General features: G+C 62.1%; 11 protein-coding genes and 1 pseudogene. 6 read left to right on the plus strand and 6 right to left on the minus strand.

Annotated features, from left to right (window positions below):
- Positions 1–8 precede the first annotated feature (8 nt).
- The 3 genes from J2J99_RS26350 to J2J99_RS26360 all read right to left on the minus strand — a co-directional run bounded on the left by J2J99_RS26350 (position 9) and on the right by J2J99_RS26360 (position 3,751).
- Positions 9–920 (minus strand): carbohydrate ABC transporter permease, encoded by a 912-nt coding sequence (locus tag J2J99_RS26350; RefSeq protein WP_168297841.1) that lies wholly within the window; start codon positions 918–920, stop codon positions 9–11.
- Positions 920–2,038 (minus strand): carbohydrate ABC transporter permease, encoded by a 1,119-nt coding sequence (locus J2J99_RS26355; RefSeq protein WP_168297839.1) that lies wholly within the window; start codon positions 2,036–2,038, stop codon positions 920–922. Before J2J99_RS26355 ends, J2J99_RS26350 begins: the two co-directional genes overlap by 1 nt.
- A 72-nt stretch (positions 2,039–2,110) precedes the next feature.
- Positions 2,111–3,751, minus strand: a complete 1,641-nt coding sequence (locus tag J2J99_RS26360) for an extracellular solute-binding protein (protein ID WP_168297836.1) — start codon at positions 3,749–3,751, stop codon at positions 2,111–2,113.
- A gap of 339 nt (positions 3,752–4,090) precedes the next feature.
- On the opposite strand from J2J99_RS26360, the gene J2J99_RS26365 reads away from it, so the two are divergent.
- Positions 4,091–5,158, plus strand: a complete 1,068-nt coding sequence (locus J2J99_RS26365; protein WP_168297835.1) for an ABC transporter ATP-binding protein — start codon at positions 4,091–4,093, stop codon at positions 5,156–5,158.
- Between the two features lie 81 nt (positions 5,159–5,239).
- Here J2J99_RS26365 and J2J99_RS26370 read toward each other — a convergent pair whose 3' ends face one another.
- Together J2J99_RS26370 and J2J99_RS26375 are read right to left on the minus strand one after the other, a co-directional pair.
- Positions 5,240–6,223 carry a zinc-dependent alcohol dehydrogenase family protein gene (locus J2J99_RS26370; RefSeq protein WP_168297833.1) on the minus strand — a complete coding sequence of 328 codons (984 nt, stop codon included), beginning with the start codon at positions 6,221–6,223 and terminating at the stop codon, positions 5,240–5,242.
- 75 nt (positions 6,224–6,298) lie between these two features.
- Positions 6,299–7,135, minus strand: coding sequence for a universal stress protein (locus J2J99_RS26375; RefSeq protein ID WP_168297831.1), 837 nt, complete (start codon positions 7,133–7,135; stop codon positions 6,299–6,301).
- Between the two features lie 188 nt (positions 7,136–7,323).
- On the opposite strand from J2J99_RS26375, the pseudogene adhP reads away from it, so the two are divergent.
- The 4 genes and pseudogenes from adhP to J2J99_RS26395 all read left to right on the plus strand — a co-directional run bounded on the left by adhP (position 7,324) and on the right by J2J99_RS26395 (position 10,787).
- Positions 7,324–8,379 (plus strand): annotated as a pseudogene (gene adhP, locus J2J99_RS26380) (alcohol dehydrogenase AdhP).
- Between the two features lie 247 nt (positions 8,380–8,626).
- Positions 8,627–9,349 carry a CBS domain-containing protein gene (locus J2J99_RS26385; RefSeq protein WP_168297829.1) on the plus strand — a complete coding sequence of 241 codons (723 nt, stop codon included), beginning with the start codon at positions 8,627–8,629 and terminating at the stop codon, positions 9,347–9,349.
- Positions 9,350–9,366: 17 nt separating this feature from the next.
- Complete coding sequence (locus J2J99_RS26390; protein WP_168297827.1) at positions 9,367–9,750, plus strand: SPW repeat protein; 384 nt, start codon at positions 9,367–9,369, stop codon at positions 9,748–9,750.
- Positions 9,751–9,830: 80 nt separating this feature from the next.
- On the plus strand, positions 9,831–10,787 hold the full coding sequence (locus J2J99_RS26395; protein WP_168297825.1) for an ABC transporter transmembrane domain-containing protein: 957 nt from the start codon (positions 9,831–9,833) through the stop codon (positions 10,785–10,787).
- Positions 10,788–10,876: 89 nt separating this feature from the next.
- Here J2J99_RS26395 and J2J99_RS26400 read toward each other — a convergent pair whose 3' ends face one another.
- Complete coding sequence (locus tag J2J99_RS26400; protein ID WP_168297824.1) at positions 10,877–11,701, minus strand: universal stress protein; 825 nt, start codon at positions 11,699–11,701, stop codon at positions 10,877–10,879.
- A 214-nt stretch (positions 11,702–11,915) separates the two neighbouring features.
- Here J2J99_RS26400 and J2J99_RS26405 point away from each other — a divergent pair, with 214 nt between their 5' ends.
- The gene (locus tag J2J99_RS26405; protein WP_168297822.1) at positions 11,916–12,254 is read left to right on the plus strand and encodes a TraR/DksA family transcriptional regulator; all 339 of its coding nucleotides are present in this window, start codon (positions 11,916–11,918) and stop codon (positions 12,252–12,254) included.
- Positions 12,255–12,289 lie beyond the last annotated feature (35 nt).

Below are 12,289 nucleotides of genomic sequence, written 5' to 3' on the forward strand. Positions count from 1 at the left end.
TCCCGCAGCTATTTTACGGCGCCCGCGGTCATCCCGGCGATGATATGCTTTTCCAGCACGACCCCGACGACGACCAGCGGCAGAATGCCGGCGGTGGATAGCGCAGCCATCGACCACCAGTTGATGCCCTGGCTGCCTGTCTGGCTGGCGATCATCACCGGCAGCGTGTTGGTGTTGGTGGAAGTCAGCAGCGCGGCGAAGAAATATTCGTTCCAGCACAGGATCAGTGCCAAAAGGAAGGCGGCAACCATGCCCGGCAGAACGAGCGGCACGATGATGCGGGTAAACGCTCCCCAGATCGACAGGCCGTCGACCAGCGCGGCCTCCTCGAGCTCGACCGGTATGGTTGCGAACTGATCGCGCATTATCCAGACGACGATCGGCAGAACCATCAGCGTATACACGGCGATCATGCCGGCATAGGTGTCGAGCAGCGCCAGTTCCTTGTAGAGAACCAGGAATGGCAGGGCGAGGACGACTGGCGGCATGATGAGCTGAGACAGGAAGAAAAAGGAGATGTCGGAATTGCGCATATGGCCGAATCTATAGGAGAAGCGGCTAAGGCCATAGGCTGCCAGCGATCCGAGCACGACGGCCAGGGCGGATGCGGCGGTGGAGATGATGACGCTGTTCCAGAGCCTGCGCATGAATTCGTCACGCACTGTCGAAATCTGCGAGATCGTATCGGGAGAGAGGCCGAGCGAGCGCCAGCCGAGCCAGTTCGGCGCGAAATTGAACCACGGGATGAGGTTGCCGCGCATGACATCCGCGGCTGTCTTGAACGAGGTCGACACCGTCCAGAACAGCGGGAAGATACAGACACACGCCCAGATGACGAGCAGCCCGTAGACGGCCAAACGCATGGCCCACCAGCGAATGCGTTGGCCCCGTCCGTATTTTTCGAAATCGATGCGAACCATCAGAGCCTTCCTGTCATCCGCTTCACGATGCGGTCGGAGATCTTCATCAGCCCGGTCATGCCGACGACGATGATCACCAGATAGACGAGCGCGAGCAGGGTTCCGTAACCGACATTCGAGCGATCACGATATTCGCGGTAGATGAAACTGGTGACGGAATCCGTCGCTCCTCCGGGACCTCCCGATGTCACCGTGATGATGATGTCGGCGAGCTTGAGCTTGAAGATGATGCGGATCATCACCGCCGTGACCGATACCGGAAGCATCAGCGGAAAAATCACCTGCCAGAAGCGTTGCCACTTGGTAGCGCCGTCGACTTCGGCCGCCTCCAGCACCTCCCTCGACAAGGCCTGCAGCCCGGCCAGCAGCATGATCATCATGAAGGGAATGAAGGTCCAGGCATCCATGATCATGATCGAAAGCCGCGCCGTCAGCGGCTCGCCGAAAAAGGAAGGGTTTTCCCAGCCGAGCCAGCGAGCCATGCGCGCGATCGGGCCGAAGCGGGTCTCCAGCATCGATTTGCCGACCATCCAACTCACCGCCACCGGCGACAACATCAAGGGCATGAGGAAAGTGACGCGCCAGAACTTTCGGGCAATGATTTCCTGGTTGAGGAGCAGCGCCAGCCCGAAGGCAATTGCATATTCTACAGCGATCGCAAGGCAATAAAGGATCATGTTGAACAAGGCGTTGGCATAGAACGGATCGGAGATCATCCGGCGCACATTGTCGAGCCCGTTGAACCGCCGCCCGGTGGAAGAGGCGAGGTTCCAGTCCGAGAAGCCGATCCAGAACGCAAAGAGCAGCGGGAAGACCACCATCGATACGACGAAAAGCGCCGCCGGCAGAACAAAGAGCGCCTTCTTGCCGGCCTCGCCGTAGATGACGACGCGGGTGACGCAGAGGACCACGGCCCAGATGAAATAGGCGTAGAGAACCGGCCGCCAGTTGGCAAAGCCCCAATCGCTCCAGCCAAATTCGTGGACAGCCTGCAATACAAAGGATGCCATGAACCATATGGCGCTCAGCCACAGGGCCACGCGGCCCCAGAAACGGCGGCTTGCAGAAATGGAGCCGGTTTCGACCGTGTGGAGCAGGTCGCCTTCGACTATCGACATTGATATTCCTCGCCCGGACGGGATGGGCGCTGGCGGAGCCTTTCAGTCCGCCAGCGCGTTTATGTCAATCGATCAGAGCCCGAGGCTCGCCCGATAGAGCTTCAGCTGGCTGTCGCGGCCGATCTGATCGGTGATCTTTTCCCAGGCGGCGGCAATCGCATCCGCGGTTTCCTGTGCCGACTTGTATTGTCCGGCAAAGCCCTTCGCCAATTCGTCCTCCGCAACGGAGTAGTATTGGAAGATGCCGGGGATGCGCGGCTCGATCGCAGCGTTCGGATGGTTGTAGCTGTCGGCGTTCGAGCCCAGATAGTCCTCGATGTAGGCGCGGTCGTAACCTGCCTTTTCCCATTCGTCGTAGTTGAAGTGCGACTGACGATAGGGCTGGAAGCCGGACGGATAGGCCGACGTCCAAAGGGACAGATCCTTGCCGCCGAGATGGGCGGCAGCAGACCAGGCCGCCTTGCGCTTCTTCTCGTCGCTGGAGACCCGCTTGGTGACGTAGATGCCCCAGCCGAGATAGGCCATGTTGGGCGCTTCGTTATACTTGTCCTCCCATTGCCCGGACTTGCGGTTGTAGACGCGGTTGGAGCCGCGGTTGATGCCGAAACCGACCACGTCGCCGACGACCGAGGTGTCCGAGGTGCGCGCGCTGGAGCCGACGTCGCCCCACCACATCAGCATGGCCCCGGTGCCTGCCAGGAACTGCGAAAAGGCCGTTGTGTTCGGATCCGCATTGATCTGATCGGCCGGATATGCCTTTGCTGCGATCAGATCCAGGACGTCCTGGATCGCCTGGACCCAGGCAGGGTTGTTGACCAACGGCTTCATGTTTTCTGGGTCGAACAGCCACGCCGGATCACCGGGATATTTGGCATAGGCCGTCGCGCGGTTCTCGATGAAGTAGAAGCCGAAGCCACCCCAGCCCTTGAGCGGGTCGAGATAGCCGTAGGCCGGCTGGCCGGTCAGCGGATCGGTCTTGCCGATCAGCGCCTTGGACGCTGCGTTGACGTCCTGCCAGGTCTTCGGCGGCTCGGCCATGCCGCTGATCGAGCCTTCGCCGAAGTAGTCCTTGCGATAGGCGAAGGTATGGCAATCGCCATCGATCGTGACGCGATAGGTCTTGCCGTCCCAGGTGCCGACCGGCGGTTTCAGGTAGTTCACCAGGTCGTCGGCTTCGATCTGCTTTGCAGCCCAGTCGGGCATCTCGTCGAGAAGCCCGCGTCCGGCGGTGTCGCCTTCGAAGGGTGCGCCCATTTCCAATATGTCGTAGTCAACCGTGCCGGTTGCGATCGACTGCTGAAGGCGGGCGTTGTAATCGGCCTGGGCAAGGTCGATCCAGTTGATCTTGGCGCCGGTATAGGCTTCCCAAGGCTTCAGGAAGCCGCGGAACAGGAAGTTGTGCAGATTCTGGTTGTTGAGCCCCATGAAGGTCAGCTCGACACCTGTGAATTCGCCCTGCTTGACATTGGCCTTGGTCGGGCCGAGGCAGAGATCGCCGACTTTCTGCCAGTCCGCGTCCGTGGGCGAACCCTTGCCGACGCCCGGGATCTGCAGGAGCTGGGCGCGCAGATCATCGGCGGCGAATGCGCTGCCGGCAAATCCGCCCATCGCGCCGGACAGGCCGAGCAGAGCCGCCGCACTTGCCGTTCCGCGCAAAATGTCGCGGCGGCTTGCCTGACGGCGCATCAATGCATCGTATATTTCGACTTTCATGTCTTCCTCCTCCACGTTTGGTGCGCTGCCGCCAGCCAGTGTTCCGGATCGGCTCCGGCCCGAATTTGGGACTGGTCTCGTACAGAACTATCTGGTAAACAAGAAAATGAAACGTTTCATAATTCTTGTTCGAAACCGCTCCTCCCGGTCTCATCCGTGAGCATTAGACGGGAAGCGGGAAAAGTCAATAAAAAATGAAACGTTTCATGGAGGAGGTTTCGCAGGTGTTTCGGGTCGTGGCAGAGCGCGCTTTCGCTGGGTCCTGCACCTTGGATACTGTCGAGAGATTCATCCCCTGGAATGTGTGCCGGGGGTGACCGGAAAGCGAGTGGGAGGCATATGGCTGAGGTCAATATTTCTGAGGCGCGGAAGGCGTACGGCGCCTTAAATATCCTGCATGGGGTCAATATAGACATTCGCGATGGCGAGTTCGTGGTGCTGGTCGGCCCGTCCGGGTGCGGCAAGTCGACCCTGCTGCGCATGGTCGCGGGCCTTGAGAGCATTACTGGCGGCACCATCTCGATCGGCGGAAAGATCGTCAACAATCTGCCGCCGAAGGACCGCGATATCGCGATGGTCTTCCAGAGCTATGCGCTCTATCCGCACAAGACTGTTGCCGAAAATATGGTCTTTGCGCTGCGACTGCAGAAGCAGCCGGCGGATGTCATCAAGCAGCGCCTGCAGGCGGCGGCCGAAACCCTCGATCTCGTCCCCTATCTCGACCGCTATCCGCGCCAGCTTTCAGGTGGCCAGCGGCAGCGCGTGGCGATGGGACGCGCCATTGTCCGATCGCCGCAAGTCTTCCTCTTCGATGAGCCCCTGTCGAACCTCGACGCCAAGCTGCGCGTGCAGATGCGCAAGGAGATCAAGGAACTCCACCAACGCCTGAGAACCACGACCATCTACGTCACCCATGACCAGGTCGAAGCGATGACCATGGCCGACAAGATCGTCGTCATGCAGGGCGGCAAGGTCGAACAGACCGGGACGCCCCTGGAACTCTATGATCGTCCGCGCAATATATTCGTGGCGACCTTCATCGGCTCGCCGTCGATGAATCTGCTGAAAGGCCGCTACAAGGCCGATGGCGCGGCCTTCGTCACGGAAACAGGCGACGAGATTGCGCTGGGCTTCACGCCGCAGGCGTCCGACGGCCAGGCTGTGCTTCTCGGCCTGCGGCCCGAACATCTGTCGCTCGCTCCGAGCGGCTTGAAGACGACCGTCAACGTCACCGAACCCACCGGCCACGAGACGATGGTATTTCTGCGCTACGGATCCGGCGAGCTTGTCGCGGTGCTGTCCGAACGTCACGATTTCGAGCCGGGTCAGGTCGTGACGGTAGCTGCCCGGCCGGGCAAGCTGCATCTGTTCGATGCGGAGTCCGGTCAGACGCTGCGGCAAGATTAAGATCTGGATGTTTCGGCGATCTGCAGGCGGCGCCGGCGGACGGGGAACCATGACGCTATAGTCACGCGGACGGCTGGCCGTTCACGGCGTCAGTACGGCTGCCCCGCTCAACCGGCCGGCGCGTAGATCATCGAGCGCCCGGTTGGCGGCGGCAAGCGGATAGCCGGTCGTGTGGGTTTTGACGCCTGCCTGACGAGCGACGGGAAAGAATTCCTCCGCGTCGCCACGCGTGAGGTTTGCGACCGAAACGACGCTTCGCTCGCCCCAGATCAAGGCATAGGGCATTGCCGGGATATCGCTCATATGGATCCCCCCGCACACGACCCTGCCGCCCTTGCGCACGACTTTCAAGGCCGCCGGCACGAGCGCTCCGACCGGAGCGAATATGATGGCTGCATCGAGAGCGACGGGCGGGCTTTCGTCAGAGCTTCCTGCCCAGACGGCGCCGAGGCTGAGGGCAAAGCGGCGCGCCGTATCATCGCCTGCTCTCGAGAACGCATAGACCTCACGGCCCTGGCAGCGGCAGATTTGGGCGATGATATGAGCGGCCGCACCGAACCCGTAAATCCCGATCCTGGCGCCGTCGCCAGCCTTCTTCAACGAACGCCATCCTATGAGACCGGCGCAGAGCAGCGGTGCAAGGGCGACGGGATCAGCCTGTTCGTCCAGCGCGAAGGCATAGTCGGCATCCGCGACGACATGGGTGGCAAAACCGCCGTCGCGCGTATAGCCGGTGAATTGCGGCCGGTCGCAAAGGTTCTCCTCGCTGTTGCGACAGAAGGAGCAGCCGCCGCACGTGTGGCCAAGCCACGGCACGCCCACCCTTTGTCCGATCCGCAGCGCGGAGATCCCCTCCCCGACCGCTTCGACGATGCCGACGATCTCATGGCCGGGAACGAGCGGAAGCTTGGGGTGGGCAAGGTCGCCGTCGCAGACGTGGAGATCCGTCCGGCAGACGGCGCAGGCCTCCACCCTCAGCATCAATTCTCCCTTTCCCGGCACGGGATCGGGCCACTCGACTGGCCGAAGAGGTGACCCGATCGCTTCAAGGATCATTGCCTTCATCAGCTCCTCCTCATCTGCGGTGCCATTTCCGCCGGAAACGCCGGAGATGGCGGTGAACCGGAGCATATTGCGCATTCAATGCGCGAGGAAGAGCGGACGATCGGCATTCTCGAGCATAGAGCGGGTGACCCCGCCGAAGATGCGCTCGCGCATGCGCGAGTGGCGATAAGCGCCCATGACGATCATCTCGGCGCCGATGTCGCGGGCATGGCGGCATAGCACTTCGCCCACCGTCCGACCGCCGCCCGCCAGCACCTGGACCGCGGCTCTGACGCCCTGCCGTGCGAGATAGGTGGCGATATCGGCACCCGGTTCCTCGCCGTTGGCATTGGTCGAGGCCTGCGGATCGACAATTGCGATATTGACTGTGTCAGCCTGGACCAGCAGTTCCAACGCCGAACGGATCGCGCGCCCCGCCTCGTCCCGCGAATCCCAGGCGATCATCACGCTGCGCGGTTGGAGCGTTGACGCATGGCCCGCCGGCATTAAGAAAACCGGCGCCGGCGATTGGAAAAGCGCGCCCTCCAGAGCGTATCGGCCGAGGGCCGCGTCGCTTCGGGCATGGCTGCCCATCACCACCAGATCCGCATAACGCGCCCGTTCGCCGATCTGGGTATCGGCCCAGCCAACTTCGACATAGAGTGTCTCTACGCCGAAGGAAATGCCCTGCCGCTCGAGCAGGCCCCCTATCGCCGCCGCCTGCTCCTGGAGCCTTGCGATGTCGCTCCGGCGCTCCTCCAGCCAGGAGTTCAGGACAATTTCTCCGTAGCCGGCGAACGGCGGCGGCGAGATAAGCGAAACCACCAGCACGGAAAGATGGGCCTCCGCCTGCCGGCAAAGCTCGACAGCCGAACGGACGTCGTCGGCACTCTGATTCACGCCGATGATATTCAGTACGGTCTTGAATGGCATGATCCCACCCCTTCTCGCTGTCAGATAGCGGCAGGATGATCCCCGAGGGCCGAGCACGCTTTGATCAACGTCAAGTTCGGGGCACGCTCCGGTCCAATCTTCCGCCCTTTTTTGCGATGGGTCAATGTGCGGGGCTCGCAACGCCAGCATCATCCGCGCCGGACAATCACGGGAAAGGGATAAGGATCATGCCGGGCAAAATGATGAAGGCGGCGGTGGTGCGCGAATTCGGCAAACCGCTCGCAATCGAGTGCGTAGCAGTGCCTGGCCAGGCCCAGGCGAGATACTGGTGAAGGTCGTCGCCTGCGGCGTATGCCATACCGATCTGCATGCCGCAGAGGGCGACTGGCCGGTCAAGCCGACGCCTCCGTTCATCCCCGGGCACGAGGCGGCCGGAATTGTCGCAGCCCTCGGTCCCGGCGTCACCGAATTCAACGAAGGCGATGCTGTCGGCGTCGCCTGGCTGCACGACGCCTGCCTGCGCTGCGAGTATTGCGAAACCGGCTGGGAAACGCTTTGCGAGCACCAGCACAATACCGGCTACAGCTGCAACGGCCGAATATGTCATCGCCTCGGCCGCCTTCGCCGCCCGCCTGCCTGCCGGTGTCGATTTCGCCGAGATTGCGCCGATCCTCTGCGCCGGCGTGACGACTTACAAGGGACTGAAGGAAACCGAGGCGCGGCCCGGTGAGTGGGTTGCAATTTCAGGCGTCGGCGGCCTCGGCCATGTCGCGATCCAATATGCCAAGGCCATGGGTCTCAAGGTGATCGCCCTTGATATCGCCGCCGCCAAGCTCGATCTCGCCCGCCATGTCGGCGCCGATCTCGCGCTGAACGCGCTTTCCGAGGATACTGTGGAGACGGTGCTGAAGGCGACGAGCGGGGGCGCGCATGGCGTCCTCGTCACCGCCGTCTCGCCTCCGGCCTTCTCCCAGGCTATCGGCATGGTGCGTCGCAAGGGCACCGTCAGCCTCGTCGGCCTGCCGCCGGGCAATTTTCCAACACCGATCTTCGATGTCGTACTGAAGCGCATCACCGTCCGCGGTTCGATCGTCGGAACGCGCCGCGACCTCGACGAGGCGCTTGCCTTCGCCGCGGAAGGCCGAATCCGGGCCGCGATCGCCAAGGCGCCGCTCGACGATGTCAACGATATTTTCACCGGCCTTAAGGCGGGGACGATCGAGGGTCGCATGGTGTTCGATCTCGCAGGACAGGCGGGCGCATCCGCAGCGGCGGAGCAATAGTGTGCCTGCAGTCCGCCGCTCTTCCCATACACAAGGGCGGCGAAAACCGTCCGCATTTCCGGTGAGAGCCGCGACGATGCGACGAGCAGAGGGTCGCCGACGTTCAGTTTTGACGTTGATCAAAGAACTCCGGCTGTATCGCGGCTAGCTTATTCCCGCGGATCTCGTCGGAAAATTCCGGCGCATTCAGATGTTCGGAGCCATGTCCGCGACGTGACGCGGAATCTTGTCTCATCAGGAGTCGACCATGCTCGTTCAAGCCATCATGACCTCGCCGGCGATCACCATCACCGCATCCGCTTCCGTGGCTGAAGCCGCCAGGCTGATGCTCGACAACAGGATCAGCGGCCTGCCGGTCGTCGATGCCAACGGCGCGCTTGTCGGCATCGTCAGCGAAGGGGATTTTCTGCGTCGCAGCGAACTGAACACCGAGCGCAAACGGTCTTGGTTGCTCGAATGGCTGACAAGCTCGGGAAAGATCGCCGCAGAATATGTGCGCACGCACGGGCGGCGGGTGGAGGAGGTCATGACCTCGACCGTCAGCGCGATTGCCCCGACCGCCTCCATTTCCGATGCGGTCAGGCTGATGGAGCGCCGGGACATCAAGCGCCTGCCGGTGGTGGAGGGTGGCAAGCTCGTCGGCATCGTCGCCCGCTCCGACCTGCTGCGCGCGCTTTCGCAGGCGCTGCCGGCTGCTTCCGTTTCCGCCGGAGATGCGCAGATCCAGGCGGCGATCGAGGCAGAGCTGGCAAAGCAGAGCTGGAGCCGCAACGGCTTCATCCACTGTCGCGTGACCGACGGGATTGCCGAGCTCACCGGAACCATCTTCGACGAACGGGAGCGTCTCGCCGCAAAAGTCGCCGTCGAGAATGTTGCAGGTGTCACGTCGGTCAAGGATCAGCTCGTCTGGGTCGATCCTTATTACGGCATCGCGCTGCCGCCGCCGGATGCCGAAACCAGGCAGGCCTGAACTCAAGGAGATAAATTATGGAACGTCCCGCTTTCAATGATCGCATGGCACAACGGCTCGCGGCCTTGATGTTTGTCATGTCGGCGGCCTTCCCGTTGCTCCTTTCCGATATGGAAAAGCTTGCCCTCAGTTCGTCAAATCTCGCGCTCTGCGGGCTTTTGCTGCGCACCGGCCGCGGCCGGGATGTCGCAGCGCGGCGGCGGGAGCAGGTGACGATTGCCACATGGCTCGCCGTTTCGCCATGGGTGCTGGGCTTCGACCATGTCGGGGTAAGCCTCTGGCCGACGGTCGCCTGCGCCGTACTCCTCTTTCTTCCCGCCGCCTGGCTGGCGAGCCGGCAGGAGACGCCGCAAAAAGCGGAAGCCTGCACTCGCCGATCGCAATGGCGCCGGCCCTTCTGACACGCGAGGCGAGCGGTCGCAATGCGGGCCGCGACCTGATCAAACTTCCCGCACAGACAAGGACGGGGCAAGACATTAAAATGCCGAAAACTTTGCTCGGTTTCGTGTTCCTCATCGGCCGCTATCACCAGATGGCGATTGCAGCCCTGTCCATCGTTCTCTTCCTCGCCGGCACCGCACCGCTCGAAATCCAGAGGCGCATTGTCAATGCCGCCACCGAGGGCGCCCCCTATCGGGCGATCCTGATCCTCGTCCTTGCCTATCTCGGCCTGGTGCTGCTGGAGGGATTGACCAAGTTGATGCTGAACCTCTATCGCGGCTGGATCGGTGAGGTCGCGGTCCGCTGGCTGCGCAAGTCGGCGCTTGCCGCCTCGAGAGAGTCGGAGGAGACTCCCTTCGACGCGCTTGCCGAAGGCGTTCAGCTGTCGATCCTCATCGCCGAGGCCGAACCGGTCGGCGGCTTCGTCGGCACCAGCATCTCCGAGCCGTTGCTGCAGGCCGGCATCCTTGTCGCCGTCGGCGGCTACATGATCTTTCTGCAGCCTCTGATGGCGCTTGCCGTCGCTGTCGTCTTCCTGCCGCAGATCGGCTTCGTGCCGCTGATGCAATCGGCAATCAATCGTCGGGTCGAGACCAAGATCACCGTCACACGCCATGTCAGCCAGAGCATGATCCAGCATGTCGCCAGCAACGACGCGTTCGATGCTCAGGGAACTCGGGTGCAGCGGCTGTTCTCGCTGAATATGGGTATCTACAAAATCAAGTTCACGATGAACTTCATGATGAACTTGATGACGCAGCTCGGCTACGCCGGCATCTTCGCACTCGGCGGCTATTATGTCGTCACCGGCAAAACCGAGATCGGTACCGTTGTTGTCTTTATATCCGGCCTCACCAAGATCCGGGACCCGTGGGGAGAACTCGTCGACTGGTATCGCGATCTAAGGGTCACGCAGGTCAAATATGCCATGATCCGCGATGCGAGCGCTGCCGCGGAGGTGCAGGATGAAATCCTCGTTCCGGAGAGGATGGCCTGAAGAGGTGACCGTGCAAGGCACGCCGTTGTCAGCAGATTGGTCTGGACGGCTCCCTTAGCGCCCTAGCCTTGGCTATCGCACTCGGTGCCTCAGTGCGACAGCAGGACGGGCAGGGTGATGCTGGTCAGCACGGCCCGAGTGGCACCGCCGAGCACGAATTCACGCAGGCGCGAATGGCCGAAGCCGCCCATGACAAGAAGATCGGCCCGCATCTCGGAGGCCTTGCCCTGCAATACCTCTCCGACCGGCTCGCCGTGTGCGCGCACCCGTGTCGCCTCGGCCATCACGCCGCTCTTGAGCATATTCTCAATGAGATAATCGCCCGTCTCGTATGTCACGGGCTTCTCGTCGATGACGGAGAGCAGGAAGACCTTGGACGCCCGTTCCAGGAAGACCGAGGCGTCGTGGGCGGCCCGAGCGGCGGCCCGGCTGCCGTCCCAGGCGATGGCGATGTTATCCATCCGGCCGCCGAAAGGCGCGGGGGGATAAAGGATGAGCGGTCGACCGGATCCGAACAGCACTGCCTCGACGATCGGACGCGAGAGTTCCGCCAGTTCCAGAAGCGCGAGATCGTAGGCGCGCGAGGCTTCCGCCAGCGCTTCGACGACGAAAGGCTCTTCAACCTTGATCGCGCGCGTACGCAGATCGACGGCAGCCGCCCTTGCCTCGTCCACCGCCTTCTGCGTCAGCACCGAAGCGCGCTTGCGGCTCAGCGCGCCCGCCTGCCGAGCCATCTGCGCCGCATCGATAATCAGCGAAGACAGTGCATTGGAGACATCGGGAACGGTAATCTCAACCGCGCAGACTGTAAGCGTCGCCTGCATGTGACGCGCAAGGGCAACGGCGTTGGCGATCATGAACTCCGACGTCGCATCCGGATAGGTGAGGAGCGGAAGAAAGATATGCCGTTTCATGGTGTACTCCGCAGGAGAATGAGCGTCTGATACCCCACTCTGGCGCCCGGCCAAACTTGCGCATTGACATGCCTCAAACCGGGCACCTTGACGCGGATCAATGCAGCGTTCCGCGGTGGCCGTAGCGTGATCACCATTGCTCGATAACCGACGATCGGTCGGTTGAATGGGCTGGCAGAGGCGGGCATGTGCCGCCGTTCCCGGAAAGCGATCGATGAAGCACGAAGATCTGGAAAACAAACTGAAGACCGCGAAAGCGGACCTGCAACGCCGGCTGTCGGCGATCGATGCCGATCTCGGCGCCGCACTGGATCCGGATAGCGAAGATCGCGTTACCCAGCTCGAGAACGATCAGGTGCTGACGGAAATGCGCAAGGAAGCACGTGAGCAAATCCTATCGATCGACGCGGCTCTCGAGCGCCTGAACCATGGAACGTTTGGCCGCTGCGTCAGGTGTCTTGCTCCTATCGAAACCGCCCGACTGGATGTTATTCCCCACACGCCCTACTGCGCGACCTGCGCCCGCCTAGCGGCTGAGAAGCGCTCCTCGTAAGGTGGAACAAGGAGCGCAGCTGTCTCGTGGTCTCA

It is taken from the genome of Rhizobium binae (assembly GCF_017357225.1).
GTDB lineage: Bacteria > Pseudomonadota > Alphaproteobacteria > Rhizobiales > Rhizobiaceae > Rhizobium > Rhizobium binae.